Annotated in this window: 15 protein-coding genes; 4 read left to right on the top strand and 11 right to left on the bottom strand. The window is 68.7% G+C overall.

Annotated elements, in window-relative coordinates; genetic code table 11:
- The first annotated feature begins 130 nt into the window (after positions 1-130).
- Together ACIQF0_RS04085 and ACIQF0_RS04080 are read left to right on the top strand one after the other, a co-directional pair.
- Positions 131-994: a hypothetical protein gene (locus tag ACIQF0_RS04085; RefSeq protein ID WP_401024220.1), complete on the top strand. Its 864-nt coding sequence runs from the start codon at positions 131-133 to the stop codon at positions 992-994.
- A complete protein-coding gene (locus ACIQF0_RS04080) occupies positions 973-2,301 on the top strand; it encodes an O-antigen ligase family protein (RefSeq protein WP_401024217.1) in 1,329 nt (442 codons plus the stop codon). Before ACIQF0_RS04085 ends, ACIQF0_RS04080 begins: the two co-directional genes overlap by 22 nt.
- On the opposite strand, the gene ACIQF0_RS04075 is transcribed toward ACIQF0_RS04080, so the two are convergent.
- From ACIQF0_RS04075 to ACIQF0_RS04065, 3 genes are all read right to left on the bottom strand, one after another.
- Positions 2,285-2,461, bottom strand: a complete 177-nt coding sequence (locus ACIQF0_RS04075; protein ID WP_401024214.1) for a DUF397 domain-containing protein — start codon at positions 2,459-2,461, stop codon at positions 2,285-2,287. The genes ACIQF0_RS04080 and ACIQF0_RS04075 overlap by 17 nt on opposite strands.
- Positions 2,436-3,287, bottom strand: coding sequence for a helix-turn-helix domain-containing protein (locus ACIQF0_RS04070; RefSeq protein WP_401024212.1), 852 nt, complete (start codon positions 3,285-3,287; stop codon positions 2,436-2,438). The genes ACIQF0_RS04075 and ACIQF0_RS04070 overlap by 26 nt, the downstream gene beginning before the upstream one ends.
- Before the next feature lie 65 nt (positions 3,288-3,352).
- On the bottom strand, positions 3,353-4,297 hold the full coding sequence (locus ACIQF0_RS04065) for a zinc-binding alcohol dehydrogenase family protein (RefSeq protein ID WP_401024211.1): 945 nt from the start codon (positions 4,295-4,297) through the stop codon (positions 3,353-3,355).
- 127 nt (positions 4,298-4,424) lie between these two features.
- On the opposite strand from ACIQF0_RS04065, the gene ACIQF0_RS04060 reads away from it, so the two are divergent.
- Both ACIQF0_RS04060 and ACIQF0_RS04055 read left to right on the top strand, forming a co-directional pair.
- Entirely contained in the window at positions 4,425-5,273 is an 849-nt protein-coding gene (locus ACIQF0_RS04060; protein ID WP_401024209.1) for a helix-turn-helix domain-containing protein, read from the top strand.
- A gap of 12 nt (positions 5,274-5,285) precedes the next feature.
- Positions 5,286-6,032: a maleylpyruvate isomerase family mycothiol-dependent enzyme gene (locus ACIQF0_RS04055; RefSeq protein WP_401024206.1), complete on the top strand. Its 747-nt coding sequence runs from the start codon at positions 5,286-5,288 to the stop codon at positions 6,030-6,032.
- Between the two features lie 4 nt (positions 6,033-6,036).
- Here the strand turns inward: ACIQF0_RS04055 and ACIQF0_RS04050 are convergent, their stop codons facing one another.
- The 8 genes from ACIQF0_RS04050 to ACIQF0_RS04015 all read right to left on the bottom strand — a co-directional run bounded on the left by ACIQF0_RS04050 (position 6,037) and on the right by ACIQF0_RS04015 (position 17,689).
- Positions 6,037-6,924 carry a hypothetical protein gene (locus ACIQF0_RS04050; protein WP_401024203.1) on the bottom strand — a complete coding sequence of 296 codons (888 nt, stop codon included), beginning with the start codon at positions 6,922-6,924 and terminating at the stop codon, positions 6,037-6,039.
- 90 nt (positions 6,925-7,014) lie between these two features.
- Positions 7,015-7,575 (bottom strand): acyltransferase, encoded by a 561-nt coding sequence (locus ACIQF0_RS04045; protein ID WP_319973335.1) that lies wholly within the window; start codon positions 7,573-7,575, stop codon positions 7,015-7,017.
- Positions 7,572-8,654 carry a DegT/DnrJ/EryC1/StrS family aminotransferase gene (locus ACIQF0_RS04040; protein ID WP_401024200.1) on the bottom strand — a complete coding sequence of 361 codons (1,083 nt, stop codon included), beginning with the start codon at positions 8,652-8,654 and terminating at the stop codon, positions 7,572-7,574. Before ACIQF0_RS04040 ends, ACIQF0_RS04045 begins: the two co-directional genes overlap by 4 nt.
- Positions 8,651-9,298: a NeuD/PglB/VioB family sugar acetyltransferase gene (locus ACIQF0_RS04035; RefSeq protein ID WP_401024197.1), complete on the bottom strand. Its 648-nt coding sequence runs from the start codon at positions 9,296-9,298 to the stop codon at positions 8,651-8,653. The genes ACIQF0_RS04040 and ACIQF0_RS04035 overlap by 4 nt, the downstream gene beginning before the upstream one ends.
- Before the next feature lie 7 nt (positions 9,299-9,305).
- A complete protein-coding gene (locus ACIQF0_RS04030) occupies positions 9,306-14,015 on the bottom strand; it encodes a DUF4082 domain-containing protein (protein WP_401024195.1) in 4,710 nt (1,569 codons plus the stop codon).
- A 220-nt stretch (positions 14,016-14,235) separates the two neighbouring features.
- On the bottom strand, positions 14,236-15,360 hold the full coding sequence (locus ACIQF0_RS04025) for a DegT/DnrJ/EryC1/StrS family aminotransferase (protein ID WP_401024192.1): 1,125 nt from the start codon (positions 15,358-15,360) through the stop codon (positions 14,236-14,238).
- 307 nt (positions 15,361-15,667) lie between these two features.
- Positions 15,668-16,666, bottom strand: a complete 999-nt coding sequence (locus ACIQF0_RS04020; RefSeq protein ID WP_401024190.1) for an NAD-dependent epimerase/dehydratase family protein — start codon at positions 16,664-16,666, stop codon at positions 15,668-15,670.
- Positions 16,667-17,689, bottom strand: coding sequence for a Gfo/Idh/MocA family oxidoreductase (locus ACIQF0_RS04015; RefSeq protein WP_319973341.1), 1,023 nt, complete (start codon positions 17,687-17,689; stop codon positions 16,667-16,669).
- Positions 17,690-17,693: the final 4 nt, after the last annotated feature.

Genomic DNA, 17,693 nt, shown 5'->3' with positions numbered 1-17,693 from the left:
CCTGGTTTCCACCTGTTCATCGCCGATCAGCTACGGCCTGTAACAGTTGGCAGCTCACCCCGATTTTCAAAGCAGGCGATACCCTACGAACATTGCGTTCGCAATACCGAGCCGCGGATCGGGGATTTTGATGGACTTCTGGGGAACCGTACGAGTGCTGCGGCGGCGGTGGTACATCGCCCTCCCCGCAGTGCTGCTCACGGGCATCCTCGCGCTGTACGTCTACATCTCCGTGCCCACCCGCTACGAGTCGAGCGGCGTGCTGGTCCTCACCTCCCCCGCGGCAGGTGGCCGGTACACGGCGAACACCAAGCCCGAGGACGTCGTCAGGGTCAACCCGCTGCTGCAGTTCGACGGCAGCCTCACGACCACCGCGCAGATCCTCACCCAGGTCCTCGGCGACCCGAAGACGGCGGAGGAGCTGGCGGGCAAGGGCTCGACGTCCGTCTACACCGCGAACACCGGCCCGGTCGGTGGCCCGCTGCTGTTCATCACGACCGAGTCGGACTCGGCCGAGTCGGCGGAAGGTCTCGTCGGCAAGGTGCTCGAGAAGACCGTCGCCGAGCTCGCGGCGCAGCAGAAGGCGTTGAACGCGCCCGAACAGACGTTCATCACCGCGCAGATCCTCGTGAAGCCGACGACGGCCTCGGCCAAGATCGGCGGCAAGGTCCGGTACGTCGGCGCGGCCACCGTCGTGTTGCTGCTGCTGACGCTCGCCTCGACGTTCGCCGCCGACTCGATCATGCTCAAGGCCAAGCGCCGCAAGGACAAAGAGGCCAAGGACGGCAAGGACGCGAAGGACCCGGCACCGTCCGAAAAGGAGACGACGCCGCAGCCCGTTCCACCGGTCCGACCGAACCCGCACCCGAAGAGCAACGGCAACGGAGCCCCGCCGCAGCGGCCCGTGCCCCAGGGCGTGCCGAACGCGCACCAGAAGACCGTCATCATCGCCGCACCCAAGCCAGACCCCGCATGGCCGACGAAAGACGACTGACCGCCCAGCGAGCCGACGGCGCCACTCTGCTCATCTTCTACATGGTGGCGCTGCTCGTCGTCCCCGCCCGGTTCACCATCGCGTTCGTCCCGATCACGCTGCCGCCGGCGTTGTTCGTGGCGATGTGCCTGGCCGTCGTGTGGTTCGCCGCGCACCTCGTCGACCACCTCGGCATGGCCAAGGGCCGCAACGCCGTCCGCACGATCCTCGCGATCTACGTGATGCTGCACCTGATGACGTACGCCCTCGCGACGCGGCGCTACCTGCCGATCGACGAGCTGTCGGTGTCGGACTCGGCGTTGATCCGGGTCGTGTCGATGGCGGCGCTAGCGGTGTTCGTGTGCGACGCGGTCCGCAGCGGTGAACGCCTGAGCCGCGCACTGCGGGTGATGGTGGCCTGCCTGACGGTCAGCGCGTTCGTCGGCCTGTTCCAGTTCGGCCTGGGCCTCGACCTCGCCTCGTACATCACGCTGCCGGGCCTGCGCGTGCAGGACAACGGCTACTCGGCGCTGGAGTCCCGGTCGATCTTCTTCCGCCCGGCCGGCACCGTGAACCACCCCATCGAGTTCGGTCTGGTCTGCGTGCTGGGCGTGCCGTTCGCCGCGCACTTCGTGTTCCAGGCGAAGGACAGGGGCGAACCCGTCGGCCGCTGGTGGACGGCCCTGTCGCTGCTCGCGTTGATGGCGATCCTGTCGCTGTCCCGCACGGCGATCATCGGCCTCGTCGTGACGGGCGTCGTGATGGCGATCCTGCTGCCCCGCGAACGAGGGCTGCCGCTTCTGGGTGTCGGCGCGGTGTTCCTCGGCGGCGCCTCCGTCGTCGTGCCGGGCCTGTTCGGCACGGTCACCTCGATGTTCTCCAACATCGAGGACGACCCGTCGTTCCAGGGCCGCACCAAGGACTACGACGGCGCGTGGCTGGAGATCGCCAAACACCCGTTCCTGGGCCGAGGATTCGGCACGTTCCTGCCCTCGAAGTACACGATCCTCGACAACCAGTACCTGCTGACGATGATCGAGAACGGCTACCTGGGCCTGATCGCGTTCGTGCTGCTGTTCCTCGGCGGCATCTTCGCGGCGCTGCGGGCCCGCGCGCTGTCCCGCGACGAGGGCGTGCGCGGCATCGCCATGTGCCTGGTGGCCGCGATGCTGACGTCCGCGCTGGGCGCCGCCACGTTCGACGAACTCGCGTTCAGCGTCGCCACCGGCATGACGTTCATGCTGATCGGCGTGTCCGGGGCGTTGCTGCGAATAGCCAGACAGGAGGCCGCCGAACGCAAGGCGGCCGAGGTCAGCCCAGCCAGTTGAGCAGGCTCTGCCAGGCAGGGGCGGAGAACGCGAGGACCTCGCCGCTCGCGTTCTTCGAGTCCCGCACCAACGCGTCCTGGGTCAGCGAGACCTCGACGCAGTCGCTGTCGATCGTGTCGCTGCTGTAGGAGCTCTTACGCCAAGTCCGTTCGCGGGTCATGAAGATCCTCTCGAAGTCCGCTGACGTACTCCGCCAGCTTGCTCCGAGATTGTTCCTCATCCAGCGCGACCGCATCCAGCCGCTCGAAGAGCTTCCTGCTCCACGCGACGGCCGCCTCTTCCTGAGCGAACACCTTGGCCAGATCGGTCTCCGTGTAGGCCAATGGCGAGACCTTGCCGAACTCGAACAACGTGCACTTCGAGTGGAACGCAATACCCTTGACCGTCGCCGGTACGACTCGCAGGATGTGCGCGTTGAAGAGAAGCCGCAGGTACTGATCCTCCATGACCTTGTCGTCGCCGATGCGCATCCGCAGTGCTAGTTCGTGCACGTAGAACACGCATTCAGGACGATACGGCCGCTGCCAGATGTTCTGCCGCAGCATGCGGAGCTTGACGCCCTTCTCGATGTCGTCAGGCGACACGTTGCCAGTCTCTTCGAACTGTGCACGTGCGTAGGCCTCCGTTTGCAGAAGGCCCGGTATCGACAGGATTTCGTAGGCGAAGATCTTCCTGGCCATCGACTCGACCATGGCAAGCGTGCGCAGGTTGTCCGGTGCCTGGGCGAAGTAGAGGTCGAAGGCATGGCGGTACCGATTGCCGAAGTCCTGCAGGAAGTCGATGCCCTTCCCACACGTCGCCAGATACTGGGCGAGGTCGACCTCGGTGGGGCGCGCCTTGCCGGTCTCGATGTTCGACACCTTGCTTGGATCCCAGCCGAGCTGGACGGCCATGGCACGACCTCCGAAACTGGTGTTGTCTTCCCGCAACCTGCGGAGTTCGTCGCCCAGATCCCGGCTGTACGCGGTGGAAATGATCGCAGTCATGCCCTTGGACGGTAACTGTTGAAGTAACTCCAAAGAACGGCTCGTTAGGGTGAAAACGGACAGCCTTAAACAGCAATAACGTGCTTGCCCAGCACGCCCCCGCGTTCGAAGGCCTCGTGCGCGGCCGCGATGTCGGTCAGCGGATAAACGCCGTGCACCACCGGGCGGAGTGCGCCAGAGGTGACGTGGTCGGCGAGGTCGTCCAGCACGGCGTAACCGGGGTTGGCGCTGAACGTGCGGATGCGCCGGGAGCCGTGGACGCTCGACACCGCGATCGCGGCCAGGGCAGGACCGGAGAGCGCGATGGTGACCATCCGGCCACCCTTGGCGAGCCTGCGGCGATACCGCGCCAACTCGGAGCCGACCGTGTCGACGATGACGTCGAACGGTCCGATCTGATCCGGGGTGGTGGTGCTGTGGTCGAGGACCACGTCGGCCCCCAGATCACCGAGTGCGGCGGCGTGGCGGTCGCGGGCCAGTGCGGTGACGTGGCCACCCATCGCGTGGGCCAGTTGCACGGCCGCGGTGCCCACGCCGCCGGCCGCGCCCCGGACCAGGACCCGCTCGCCCTCGGCCAGTTCCACGCTGTCGCGCAACGCGATCAGCGCCGTGCTGCCCGTGACGACCAGGGACGCCGCCTCGACCGCCGACACACCCGCCGGTGCGGGACTGACGCGGTCGGCGGCGACCACGACGTACTCGGCCGCTCCCGCGACGGTGTGTCGTTGGCGGGGATGCACCATGCCCCACACCCGGTCCTCGGCGCGGTAGCTCTCGACGCCGGAGCCGGTCGTGACGACGACGCCGGTGAAGTCGAGGCCGACACCGATCGGGAAAGCGCGGCCCGACACCATCTTCAGCCCACCGGCCCGCACGATCGTGTCGTGTCCGTTCACGCTGGCGGCCTCGACCCGCACCAGGATCTCGCCGGCGCCGGGAGCGGGCCGGTCGACCTCGACGACCCGCAGGACGTCCGGTGCTCCGAAGCTCGTGATCTGTGCGGCCTTCATGTCGTTTCCTCCTGTGATCGGCTGAGGTCACCGATCCTGGGCTCCCCTCGCGTGATCTCGGTCGTTCGTCTTGTCCTGGGTCTGGCGGACCCACCCTCGCCGGTCGGCCCCTGGGCATACTGGGCCGATGACCGACGATCCCCGCCGTGAGCTGGCCGAGTTCCTGAGGACCCGGCGGACCAGGGTGCGGCCGCAGGACGTCGGGCTGGAGCCGGGTCCGCGGCGGCGGGTCGCGGGGCTGCGCCGGGAGGAACTGGCCCTGCTGGCCGGGGTGAGCCCGGACTACTACCAGCGCATGGAGCAGGGCCGTGACGTGCGGCCGTCCGACCAGGTGCTCGACGCCATCGCCGGGGCGCTGAACTTCTCCGCGGAGGAGTCCCGGCACCTGCACAGCCTCGCGGCCGCCGCGCGCACCCCCACGAGGGCTCGCCGATACTCGCCGGAGGAGGTGCCGCCGACCACGCTGCGGCTGATGAACGCGACGACCTCACCCGCGCTGGTCGTGGGGCGCTTCCTGGACGTGCTGGCCTGGAACCCGCTGGCCGGCGCCCTGCTCGGAGCGTTCGCCGAGGCGCCTCAACGGAACCTGCTCGCCCTGCTGCTGCACCCGGAGTCCGACGAGGCGTGCCCGGACCGCGCGGCCACGGTCGCCGAACTGACCGGGATGCTGCGGGCCCAGGTCTCCGCCGAGCCGGGACACCCGCGCGCGACGGAGCTGGTGGAGGACCTGAAGGCGCGCAGCGGCGAGTTCGCGGCGCTGTGGTCCCGTCACGACGTCGAGGGCACGACCCGCGGCCGCATGCGCGTCGACCACCCGCTGGTCGGCGAGCTGAACCTGGACTGGGACGCCTACCCGATACCCGGCGCGCCGGGCCCCGTGCTCATCGTCTACACCGCAGAGCCGGACAGCCGGGACGACGAACGCCTCCGCCTGCTCGCCTCGGAAAATGAGTGTGCGCCCACCCCGGCACGGTGATAGACAGCGCCCGTGCACAACAACCTGGCGTTCTCCGACCTCCTGCGACTGATCGAGGAGCGGACCGCCGCCTTCACCACCGCCATCGCCGCCGCCCCCGATCTGGACGCACCGGTGCCGTCGTGCCCCGGCTGGACGCTGTACGACCTGGTCCAGCACCTGGGCGACGGCCGCCGCAAGTGGGCGGAGATCGTCGCCGCGGGCCCGGCCGACGCTCCCCCGGTCCGCACGCCCGTCGAGGCACCGCGCGAGGACCTGGTGGCGTGGATGACCGAGTCGTCGCGGCTGCTGGTCGACGCGCTGAAGGAGTCCGGCCCGGACCGCGAGTGCTGGGCGTGGTGGAGCGACTTCCAGTCGCCGCGCAACACCGGTACCGCGGCCCGCCACCAGCTCCAGGAGATCGCGGTCCACACCTACGACGCCCAGCTCACCATCGGTGCCCCGCAGCCGCTGCCGGCCGAGGTCGCGCTCGACGGCGTGGAGGAGTTCCAGACGACCTGCGTCGCGACGAGGTCACGGTGGCCGCACGAGCCCGTGCTCGTCGACTACCACGCCTCCGAGGGCCGTTCCTGGCGCGTGACGCTCGACGGCGACGGCGCCCGGCTCGGTGACGTCCCGGGCACGGCCGACGCGTCGTTCAGCGGCACTGCGAGCGACCTGGTGCTGTCGTTCTACGGCCGCAAGACCGCGGACGCGCTGAAGGGCGAGGGCGACTACCTGCGCACCTTCGACCGCCTCGTGGCCTGGGAGCCCGAATAAGCACTCAGGCGGTTCCGTGCTCCAGTCCCACGGTGAAGAGCATGTCCTCGAAGTCGCCGGAGTAGTAGGTGACCATGCCCGCGCCGGTGTGGTGCCCGACGGTTTCGAGGCCGCCCACGGGCCAGGGACGCCACCAGTACACGCGTGAGCTGAGCTGGTAGGCGCTGTTCGCGTGGCACTCGGCGGTGAGCCGCCCGACCTCGTCCAGCGCCGCCAGCACGCCCGCGGTGTCGCGGTCCCGGATGACGTGGAAGACGAACTGGTCGCGGGCGGGCATCGCGACCAGTGCGCCGTGCGGCGCGTCGGCCACCCCGGTCACGGCCTCGATCACCCACGGGATGATCAGCACCAGGGAGCCGACGTAGTCCGAGCCCTGCAGGTAGTAGACGCCGTCGGCCTCGAGGAACCGGTCCGGCAGTTCCCTCGCCAGGTTCTCCGCGCCCGCGTCGCAGAGCTGGTCGTACCCGTGCCGGAGCACGTCCTCGTCCTTCATGACCACGATGGAGTCTGGCCGGTCGAAGGCGAGCACTCTGAGCAGGCCGGGCGTGATCTCCTCGGCGTAGGACGCGACCTCCGACACCCCGCTGTCCGAGGGGGCCAGGCGCAGGTAGGTGCTCTGGAGCACGACGTCGGCCGGCCCTTCGAGGTCGGCACCGTCCGCCGTCCCGAGAGCGATGGCCCGCCGGAAGTGCTCGTCGACGAGGTCCGGCCAGTCGCCGGACGGAGTGCCCGCCAGTGCAGCCGACAGCGACTCGAAGCCGAGTTCGAGCGGCTCCGGATGGCTGACCTCGACGTGGTCGGTGTGGACGACGATCCGCATGCCGATGAACGCCGGGCTGCGACGGGCCAGGTGCCGCATCCGGTCCTGTTGCGCGGTGGTGAGCAAATGCACCGCCGGGACGCTACAAGGCCCGCGGCGGCACGTCCGGGTTTTGCGCGAAAGGCCGCCGAAGCGCTCGCTCCGGCGGCCTTGAACGCTTGCTCAGACGGCTTTCAGGCCGTCCGGGGTCTCCTCGTGCCGGATCCCGCACTCGGGGCACGAGAGATCGTCTGAGAGCCGCACGCCGCACGCGCAGACCCAGCCCTTCACGACCGCCGGGTTGCCCGCCACGAAAGCGTGCGCGGGTACCGACTTCGTGATGACCGCACCGGCCGCGGCGAACGCGTGCTCGCCGATCTCGGTGCCGCACACGACGATCGCACCGGCGCCGAGCGTCGCACCCCTGCGCACCAGGGTGGTCTCCAGCGCGTCGCCGGTCTTCTTGACGTGGGCGCGCGGACGGAGGTCGTTGGTGAAGAGCACGTTCGGGCCGAGGAACACGTCGTCCTCGCACGTGACGCCGTCGAAGACCAACGTGCCGTTCTTGACCGTCACGTTGTTGCCCAGCACCGCGCGTGACTCGACGAACGCGCCATCGCAGATGTTGCAGTCACGGCCGATGCGCGCGCCCGGCAGCACGTGCGCGAACGCCCACACGCGAGTGCCGTCGCCCACGTCCTCGGACTCGCACAAACCCTTGGGGTGCACACGAACGCCGGTCATCGCAGCGCCTCCTTCAGTGCCTCGGCCACGCGGGTCTGCTGGGCCTCGGTGATCTCCGGGAACAGCGGCAGCGACAGCAGTTCCGCGGCCGAAGTCTCCGCGATCGGGAACGAGCCGTCCAGGTGCGCGAACGCGCCCGTCTTGTGCAGCGGCGTCGGGTAGTGGATGCCGGCGCCGATTCCCGCGGCGTGCAGAGCGGACAGCACGCGGTCGCGGTCCGGCACGCGGACGACGTAGAGGTGCCAGACGGGCAGGTTGCCGTCGAGCACGACCGGCACGCGCACCCGTTCGACGTCGGCGAGCAGTTCGGTGTAGCGCTGGGCGGCGGCGCGGCGGGCCTGGTTCCAGCCCTCCAGGCGGCGCAGCTTCGCGGACAGGACGACGGCCTGCAGCGTGTCGAGGCGGCTGTTGAAGCCGAGCACCGGGTGCTCGTACTTGCGCGGCGAACCGTGCTCGCGCAGCAGCTTCACCGACTCGGCGATCGCGTCGGACGTCGTCAGCACCGCGCCGCCGTCGCCGTACGCGCCGAGGTTCTTGCCGGGGTAGAACGAGGTCGCGGCGGCGACACCGAGGCCACCGACGGCGACGCCGTTGCGGCGCGCGCCCTGGGCCTGCGCGGCGTCCTCGACGACCGGAAGTCCGAGCGGCAGCAGTTCGACCGGCGCGGCCTGGCCGTACAGGTGCACCGGCACAACGGCCTTGGTGCGCGAAGTGACCACGGAGGACACCGCGTCGACGTCGATCAGCAGCGTGTCGTCCACGCAGTCCACGAGCACGGGCGTCGCGCCGGCACGGGCGACGGCCTCGGCGGTGGCGATGAAGGTGTTGGCGGGCAGCACGACCTCGTCGCCGTGGCCGACGCCCAGCGCGCGCAACGCCAGTTCGATGGCGTCGGTGCCGTTTCCGACACCGATCGCGTGCGCGACTTCCTGGTAGGCGGCGAACTCCGACTCGAACCGGGCGACCTGGGGGCCGTTGATGAAGGCCGTCGTCTTGAGCACCTCGGCCCAGCCGTCGGCCACCTCGTCGGCCACCTGCTCGTGCTGGGCACGCAGGTCCACCAGTGGAATCTCGATCACGCGCTCTCCCCACGCAACGGGCGGGCCGGCACGCCGGCCCACGTCTCTCCCGCGGGAACGTCCCGCAGGACAACGGCTCCCATGCCGATGACGGCACCGGCGCCGATCTTCACGCCCTCGCGCACCAGGGCTCCCTGTCCCAGGTACGCGGCCTCCCCGACGTGCACGGAACCCGCGAGCGACGCGCGGCCGGCGAACGTGACGCCGTCCGAGACCTCGTCGTCGTGGGTGATCAGCACCTGGGGCATGGCCACCACGTGCCGTCCGATCGACAGCGGGGTCGTGATGACGACACCCGCGAGCAGAATCGTTCCGGCGCCTACAGAAGCACCGGAGGTGACAGCCGCCGGGTGCACGATGGTCGCCCACCGCTCGTCCGGCAGATCGAGCCTCCTGGCCACGTCCAGCCGGACCAGCGACCGCCGTGCACTCGCGATGCAGAGCACGACGGCCGCGTCCGGATGATCGGCCAGGGAGTCGAGCCCGCCCAGCACGGGCACCCCGTCCATCAGGGTGCCGTGCAGGGCGGTGGAGTCGTCGAGAGCCCCGATCGGGTCCCACGTCTCCGGGAGGAGGCGGACCGCCGCGAGAGTCTCGCGAGTCAGTCCACCTGCCCCGAGGAACAGCAGTGGCCGAGCAGTCACAGGCGCATCACTGGAACACCACGTCCACCCAGTAGTTGCCACCGTTGTAGGTCGAGGTCGGGAACCCGGACCCGGCGGTGAACACGCCGGCGGACGGCGTGGCACCCAGCGGCGGCGACGTCACCGTGCCGAAGTAGCCCTCGTTCACCGCGTAGCGACCGACGGTGGTCGTGTACGAGGCGGTGTACGTGGTGTTGGCGGTGATCGACACCGGCGACGAGAACGTCAGCGTCTGCCAGCCCGACTCGGTCTCGTTCGAGAACGTGCCGGTGGCCAGGCGCTGGCCGTCCGCGGACCAGAGCGACCCGGTGTGGGTGCCCGTGTTGCCCGTGCCCTTGTAGAACTTCACGCCGGTGATCTGCCCGTTCGTGCTCGACGTGAACTTGACGCCCAGCTCGTACGCGCCGTTGTCATCAGCCGAAGTTACCGTCGGAACGGTCGCCGCGCTGAACAACGAACACGGGCAGGTCTGCGTGGTCGAGGTGGTGAACGACCACGTGACCGGGTTGGCCATCATGTTGCCGAACGTGTCCGCGGCCTTCACGGTCACCGAGTACACAGTGGACGCCGCGAACCTGGCGGCAGGCGTGAACGTGATCATCCTGCTGTCCGGCGAGAGCGCCCGCGTGCCGGCGATCTTCGCGCCACCGGGGTCGGTGACGTCGAACTGCGCCGAGTTGAGATCCACGGGCTCGTCGAACGACACGGTGACCGTCGAGTTCAGCGCCACGTCGCTCGCGCCGGTCAGCGGCGTGTGCGACTGCGCCACCGGAGCGACGTTGTCGGCGTTGGGCTGGTAGAGCACGTCGACCCAGTAGTTGCCGGAACCGTAGGTCATGGTCGGGAACCCGTTGCCGGGCACGAACACGCCGTTGGTCTCCTGCGGTGCCGACAGCGGGCCGGAGTTGACCGGACCCGTGCCGAAGTACCCGGCGTTCACCGCGTAGTGCCCGGTGGTCGTCGTGTACGAGGCGGTGTAGGTCTGGCCTGAGCTCACGACCACCGGCTGCGAGAACGTCAGCGTCTGCCAGCCCGTCGCGGTCTCACCCGTGAAGGTGCCCGTCGCGAGGCGCTGACCGTTGGCGTTCCAGAGGCTGCCGGTGTGCGTGCCGGTGTTGCCGGTGCCCTTGTAGAAGCGGACGCCGGTGATCTGCCCCGACTGGGTCGGGGTGAGCCGGACGCCGAGCTCGTACGCGCCGGAGTCGTCGGCCGACGTCTCCGTCGGCACCGTCGCCGTGCTGAACAGCGAACACGGACAGGTCGCGGTGGTCGTGGTCGTGAAGGTCCACTCCGCGGCCGCCGGCATCGCGATGCCGTTGACGTCCGCGATGCCCACGTGCGCCTTGTACTGCGTGCCGGACACGAGCTTGCCGGACGGCGTCCAGGTGACCGTCTTCTGGTCGCCGGACAGCGACACCGAGCCGGACAGCTTGGCGCCCTTCGGGTCCGTCAGCCAGATCTGCGCAGACGCTGGGTCGACCGCCTCGCTGAACGTCGCCGTCAGCGCGCTCTGCAGGCCCACGTTCGTCGCGTTCACGGCCGGCGTGCGGGTCGTGATCGTCGGCGGCGTGGTGTCACCGTTGAGTCCGTTGCGGTAGATGACGTCGACCCAGTAGTTCGTGGCGTTGTACGACGAGTTCGGGAACCCGCCACCACTTCCGTACTTGTAGACGCCGTTGCCGCCGTCGGTGCCGTTCTGCAACGCGTGCAGCGACTGGTAGCTCGCCTCCTGGCCGTTGAAGTAGCCGGAGCTGACCGAGTACCGGCCGTTCGGGGCGTAGTACGAGACGACGTAGGTCGTGTTCGCCTGCACCTGGACCGGCGAGTTGAACATCAGCTTCTGCCAGCCGGACGTGGTCTCCGCGGTGAACGTGCCGGTCGCGAGCAGCAGACCCGTGGAGGTCCACAGCGAGCCGGTGTGCGTGCCGGTGTTGCCGGTGCCCTTGTAGAAGCGGACGCCGAGCACCTCGCCCTTGCCGTCGAAGCGGACCTTGGTGCCGACCTCGACCTGGCTCGTGTCACCGGCGTCGATCACGGCCGGTGCCGCGAAGTCGTCCCAGATCGTGCACGGGCAGGCCGCCGGGCGCGGCGAGCCTGTCGTGAACGTCCAGTTCGACTGCGTGGACAGGTTTCCTGCCGCGTCCGCCGCCCTCATCGTGACGGTGTAGGCGGTGGCCGCCGCCAGTGGAGCGGACGGCGTGAACGTGATCGTGCGGGCGTCGTTCGAGATCGTCTTGGTGCCCGTGACCGCACCCGCCGGGCCGGTCACCGTGACCTGCGCCGAGCTGAGGGTCACGTTCTCGTCGAACGTGCCGGACACCGTGGTGTTGAGCGCGACCGAACCGGCGTTGGTCACCGGCGAGTTCGCGTTCTGGATCGGCGCGCGGGTGTCGGGACCGGGGTCCGTCGCCCACACCACGTCGACCCAGTAGTTCGTGTTGTCGAACGTCTGGTTCGGGAAGCCGGCGCCGAAGCGGAAGATGCCGTTCGGTCCGTCCACACCGGACTGCAGGCCGGTGATCGGCTGCATGTACGCCTGTTGCTGGTAGAACCCGCCGGTGTCGTAGGCGAAGTGCCCGGTCGGCGTGTAGTACGACACGATGTAGGTCGTGTTCGCGTTCACCGCGATCGGCGACGGGAAGAGCAGCGTCTGCCAGCCCGTGGCGCTCTCGTTGACGAACGTGCCGGTGGCGAGCAGGTCACCGGTGGAGGACCACAGGCTGCCGGTGTGCGTGCCGGTGTTGCCGGTGCCCTTGTAGAACTTGACGCCCCGGACGTAGCCGTTGCTCGCGGCCTTCCACTTCACGCCGAGCTCCAGCTGCGAGCTGTCGTCGGCGGACGTGACCTTCGGGACCTCCGTGCCGGCGAACATGCCGCACGGGCAGGTCTTGGCGGTGACGGTCGGCGTCGCGCTCACCGGTGCGGAGAGGTTCAGCGAGTCGTCGACCGCGCGGACCCTGATCTGCGCCGTGCCGGACTGGTTCGGCGTGTACGTGTAACTCCACGACGTCTGGCCCGCTTGCCAGGTCGCGTAGTGCCAGCGGTTGCCGCCGTCGGTCGAGACCTCGACGCCCGCGACCTTGCCGGCGGCGTCGATCACGGTGCCGCTGAAGGTGTAGGCCTGGCCGACCGTCGACTGCGCGGGCAGCGTCGTGATCTGCACGCCGGGTGCCGCGTTGTCGTTGATGGCACCGGAGATCGTCAGCTGGTCGGCCGCCCACAGCTGGTAGGGCTGCACGCCCATGTCCGCGAGGAAGTTGACCGTCGCCTGCTTGATCCGCTTGTCCGACGTCGGCGTGTTGGTCGGGAACGCGTGTTCGTCGTCGACGCCCCACGCCCACTGCACCGTGCCGGCACCGAACACCAGCGCACCGGAAGGCGCGCGGTAGTACGTGATCGCGTGCGTCTCGGGACCGCCGCCGTACTCGTCGCCGTAGTTCTTCAGGCCGTAGTAGCCCTCGAGGTTCACCGTCGTGCGGGACATCTGCGCGACACCGGCGGGCTGGAAGCCGTTGTCGTAGACGGTGTTCCACTCGTAGCCGAGCGTGCCGGGCTGGAACGTGTACGTGCTGCCCGCGGCGAGGTTCACCAGGTCGGTGTTGCGCCAGAGCCGCATCTTGCCGTACGCGGCCGGCACCTGCAGCGCGTCGTCACGCCGGCCGTTGACCGTGAACATGTTGCCGAGCAACGCGTTCTCGGGTCTGCCGCCGTCCTGGGGTGGACTGTAGCGAGGGTCTCGCCAGGTGCCGGTCCAGGTGCTCGTGCCGTCGTTCTGGGTGCCCTTCGTCTCCTTGAAGCAGACGATGGTGCGCCAGTCGGTCTGGGAGGAGTCCATGCTCTTCTCCCACTTGGTCTTCCAGAAGATCTCGTTGCCGGTCAGGAACGCCATGTGCACGCCGGCGTCACGGGCGGCCATCACGTTGTTCCACTGCTCGTTCGACCAGTACTCGTCGTGGCCGACCGCCATGAAGACCTTGTGGTTCTTGATCAGGTTGCCGCGGCGCGCGGAGTCGACGTCGGTCGTGTAGCTCATGTCGTACCCGTTGCGCTCCATGAATCTGAGCATCGGGTACTCGGCGTTGAAGATGAAGTTCTCGTCGCCGTCGCCGCCGGTGTACGGGCGGTTGTAGCTGACCTTGTACGAGCTGCCGCCCTGACCGGGGCCGTCACCGAAGTAGAGGCTGTTGCCGCCGTAGCGGTTGTAGGCGACCCAGGTGGCGTCGGAGGTCTGGAAGAACACCTTCGAGGTGGAGGCGTCGTCGCGCACGACGAACGCCATCTCGTTCTCGGCACCGGTGTCGTTGCGCGTCATGCGCACGTAGTAGATGCCGGAGACCGCGGTGGACGGAATGTTCCAGGTGACCGACACGGCCCAGTTGCCGCAGTCGATGAGCGCGGTCGGCGCGTCCCGCAGACATGGTGGCTGGTTCTGCGGGGTGTTGCGGTTGACCGTGCCCATGTACCGGGCGCCCTTGCCGCCGTACCAGCCCATCCGGTAGATGTCGAGCTTGTACGAGGAGGCCGATGTCAGCATCTTGAAGCTGACGGTCTGGCCGATGTTGTAGCTGATGTCCGTTGTGTACCCGAGGATCGTGTCGTCCCGGTACTGCGCCTGCCAGTCATCAGCACCGGTCTGCGTGTTCTCGCACGCGACCTTGTTGGTGACCGGGAAGTCACACGGAGCAGCGTTGGCGTTGGGGGCGTTGAAGACCCCCATCACGAACATCGTCGATGCGATTAATGCCGTGATCACAAGCACCCGCACGAGACGCGACTGCTGAGCCACCATTGGGTTTCACCTCTCGGACGGAGTTACCGTGTGTGATCCGCGCACTACGCTGGACAGCACAGGGCTGCTACTCCGAACGTCGGCGATCTCGTTAGAACTGTTACGTGTCAACACAAAAATGTTCCAGTGACGGTTGAATCTTTATCTTTCAACCACGCAGGGTCAGTTGGGATGTGTGGAGAGTTTCCGACAACGCTGACACGACTGTGTCCTGTTCGGACTCCGTCATGTCGTGGAAGAGCGGAAGGATCAGCGTCCTGGCCGTGAAGGCCTCCGTCACCGGCAGCGCGACGCTGGGATGACCCTCGTAGGCGGGTTCGAGGTGTGACGCCATGATTCCGCGCCGTGCACTCACGCCGCGTTCGGCAAGGCCCGCAAGGACTTCCTGACGGTCCGCGCCTTCCGGCAGCCAGACCCAGAACGACTGGTAGTTGGTCGTCCCGTACTCAGGGTCACGAACGGTCTCGACGACGCCGTCGAGCAACTCGTGGTAGCGCGCGGCCAACTCACGGCGACGAGCGATGATCGCGTCCAGTTTGGACAGCTGCACCAGGCCGACGGCGGCCTGGATGTCGGTCATCCGGTAGTTGAACGCCGTCTCCAGGTACTGCTCGATGACGGCGCTTCCGCCGTTGTGGCGGTCGGCCGCGGAGACGCTCATCCCGTGCTCGCGCAGGCGCTTGAGCCGGACCGCCCACTCGGGGTCGTCGGTGGTGACCATGCCGCCCTCACCGGTGGTGAGGAGCTTGCGCGGGTGGAACGACCAGGCGGCCAGCAGCGCGTCCGTGCCGACCGGCTTGCCCTTGTAGGTGGAGCCCGCCGCGCAGGCCGCGTCCTCGATGACCGCGATGCCGCGCGGTTCGCACAACGCCTTGAGGGCGTCGACGTCCGCGGGCACGCCGGCCTGGTGCACGACCATGACCGCGCGTGTTCGCTCGGTGAGCACGGGTTCCACTGTGGACGCGCTCAGGTTGCCGGTCTCCACCTCGACGTCGGCGAAGACGGGGGTGGCGCCGGTGTAGCGCACGGCGTTGGCGGTGGCGATGAACGACAGCGACGGCACGACGACCTCGTCGCCGGGGCCGATGCCGAGCACGTGCACGGCGAGGTGCAGACCCGTTGTGCAGGAGGACACCGCGACACCGTGCTGCGCGCCGACCGAGGCGGCGAACGCTTCTTCGAACTCCCGGACGCGAGGACCCTGGGCCACCCAGCCGGACCGGACGGCCTCGGCGGCGGCGAGCGCCTCTTCTTCGCCGAGCAACGGCCGCATAACCGGAATCAAAGCTCTACCTCTTCGCTGGCGGAGTTGGTGTCCGCGGCCGTCGCTCTGCTCGACGGCGGGTGGAGCAGAGCGACGACCGCGGAAGGGGTGCGGACGCGGCGGACCTGGGGGTGTCGGCCGCGCCCGCGGTCTGTGTTGTTGTGGTGCGGGCTCGCCCGCGGCGCCTTCCTGCTCGGGCACCGGCGAACGTTCGTGCGGAGTGCGGACGGCGGGCCGGACGGGCTGCCGCGTTCGCGGTCTTGCGGGTGCGGGCGCGGCGTCCAGGAGAGGCCGCCGCGCCCGCGGTCCGAGTGGATCAGGCGTTCTCGGCGGCGTTCTGCTCGGCGGCGGCCTTCTCGGCACGCCACCACGCGACGAGGTCGCGCAGACCGCCGTCCATCCCGATCTCGGGCTTCCACCCGAGTTCGGTGGCCGCGAGGCTGATGTCGGCGAGCCGGCGCGTCACGCCGTTCACCTTGCGCTCGGGGCCGTGCTCCAGCGGCAGGTCGGAGTCCATCGCGGCAAGCAACGCGAGGGCGAGCTCCTTGAGCGATGTCTCCTGGGAGGACGCGATGTTGTACACCGTGTCCGTGACCGGCGCCTTGGCCGCGAGGATGTTGGCGCGTGCGATGTCGTGCACGTGCACGAAGTCCATCGTCTGGGCGCCGTCACCGAAGATGAGCGGCGACTTGCCGTCTACGATGCGCTCCATCCAGCGGATGAGCACCTCGGTGTACAGACCGTGGACGTCCATCCGCGGGCCGTACACGTTGAAGTAGCGCAGCGCCACGTAGTCGAGGTCGTACATGGCCTTGAAGCTGCGCAGCATGCCTTCGTTGAACGCCTTCGCGGCGCCGTAGAAGGTGTCGTTGTTGTACGGGTGGTGCCGTTCGTTGGTGGGGAACGACTCCGCGAGCCCGTAGATCGACGCCGACGACGACGCGATGACCTTCTTCACCCCGGCGGCCGCGGCGGCCTCCAGGATCGTGAACGTCCCGTCGACCAGGCACTCCAGCGCGAGCCGCGGTTCCTCGGCGCACTGGGTGATGCGGATGGCGGCGAGGTGGAAGACGAGGTCCATGCCCTCGGTCAGCTCGCGCACCAGCGCCTTGTCGTTGATGTCGCCCTCGACGATCCGGACCACACCGGACTCCAGCGCCTGGGCCAGGTTCTCCCGGCGGCCGCGCACGAAGTTGTCCAGCACGACGACCTCGGCCGCGCCGGCCTCGACGAGCTGGTCCACCACGGACGACCCGATCGTGCCCGCACCACCGGTGACGAGAGCGCGCTGCCCCGAAATGGGCTGTGCGGACATTCAGGACACCTTGCCTTCAACTTGTTGAACAGGAACGAAAACTCCGCCGGCGCGCAGCGACTCCGACGCCGCCTCCAGCACCGCCAGCACGCGCAGACCCGCGCGGCCGTCGGTCAGCGGCGCCCGCTTCTCGGTGATGGACGCGGCGAACTCCGCCATCATCGTGCGCAACGCCTCGCGTTCCACCAACGCCGGCGCGACCATGTCGCCGGTGCGGTAGGAGATCTTCTGCTGCTCCGGGGACTTGTCGACGCCCCGGTCGTAGATGGACAGTCGCTGTGCGGGATTGTTGTCGTCCCACACGACCGTGCGCTGCGAACCGCCGATGACCATCGTGCGAATCTTCGTCGGCGACAGCCAGTTCACGTGCACGTGCGTGATTGCCCCGTTGGACAGCCGCACCGTGAGGTGGCCGACGCACGCGACGCCCGCGCCGATCGGGTCGGAGCCGTGGGCCGCGACCTCCACCGGGTGGACGTCGTCGGGCAGGATCGCCTCGAAGATCGACAGGTCGTGCGGGGCGAGGTCCCACAGCACGTCGACGTCCGGCTGCACCAGACCGAGGTTGATGCGGACTGAGTCGATGTACTGGATGTCACCGAGCTCGCCACCGCGGATGATCTTGCGCAGGTGCTGCACCGACGAGGTGTACGCGAAGGTGTGGTCCAGCATCAGCGTGAGGCCGCGCTGTTCGGCGGTCTCCACGAGCTTGAGGCCGTCCTCGAAGTTGGCCGCGAGCGGCTTCTCCACGAGGACGTGCTTGCCGGCCTCCAGCGCCGCCAGTGCGACGGGCAGGTGGGTGGCGGCGGGGGTGGCGATGGCGACCGCGTGGACGTCGGGGTCGGCGAGGACCTCGTCCAGCGACGCCGTGGCACGCACGGTCGAGTACTGGCCCAGCACGCGCTGGGCCTTCTCGACGTCGAGGTCGCACAGGTACCGCAGGTGGAGCTCGGGAGTGGCCTGGGCGTTGCGAACGAGGTTCGGCCCCCAGTACCCGGCTCCGATGACAGCAAGGCCAATCACGTCT

Source organism: Lentzea sp. NPDC092896 (assembly GCF_044754905.1).
Lineage (GTDB): Bacteria > Actinomycetota > Actinomycetes > Mycobacteriales > Pseudonocardiaceae > Lentzea.
This window is presented reverse-complemented; position numbering and strand designations above follow the sequence as displayed.

Bases quoted from the DNA above. Each gene is read 5' to 3' on its own strand.
- ACIQF0_RS04085 (WP_401024220.1), top strand. From the start codon at position 131: ATGGACTTCTGGGGAACCGTACGAGTGCTGCGGCGGCGGTGGTACATC.
- ACIQF0_RS04080 (WP_401024217.1), top strand. From the start codon at position 973: ATGGCCGACGAAAGACGACTGACCGCCCAGCGAGCCGACGGCGCCACT.
- ACIQF0_RS04075 (WP_401024214.1), bottom strand. From the start codon at position 2,461: ATGACCCGCGAACGGACTTGGCGTAAGAGCTCCTACAGCAGCGACACG.
- ACIQF0_RS04070 (WP_401024212.1), bottom strand. From the start codon at position 3,287: ATGACTGCGATCATTTCCACCGCGTACAGCCGGGATCTGGGCGACGAA.
- ACIQF0_RS04065 (WP_401024211.1), bottom strand. From the start codon at position 4,297: ATGAAGGCCGCACAGATCACGAGCTTCGGAGCACCGGACGTCCTGCGG.
- ACIQF0_RS04060 (WP_401024209.1), top strand. From the start codon at position 4,425: ATGACCGACGATCCCCGCCGTGAGCTGGCCGAGTTCCTGAGGACCCGG.
- ACIQF0_RS04045 (WP_319973335.1), bottom strand. From the start codon at position 7,575: ATGACCGGCGTTCGTGTGCACCCCAAGGGTTTGTGCGAGTCCGAGGAC.
- ACIQF0_RS04030 (WP_401024195.1), bottom strand. From the start codon at position 14,015: ATGGGGGTCTTCAACGCCCCCAACGCCAACGCTGCTCCGTGTGACTTC.
- ACIQF0_RS04025 (WP_401024192.1), bottom strand. From the start codon at position 15,360: ATGCGGCCGTTGCTCGGCGAAGAAGAGGCGCTCGCCGCCGCCGAGGCC.
- ACIQF0_RS04020 (WP_401024190.1), bottom strand. From the start codon at position 16,666: ATGTCCGCACAGCCCATTTCGGGGCAGCGCGCTCTCGTCACCGGTGGT.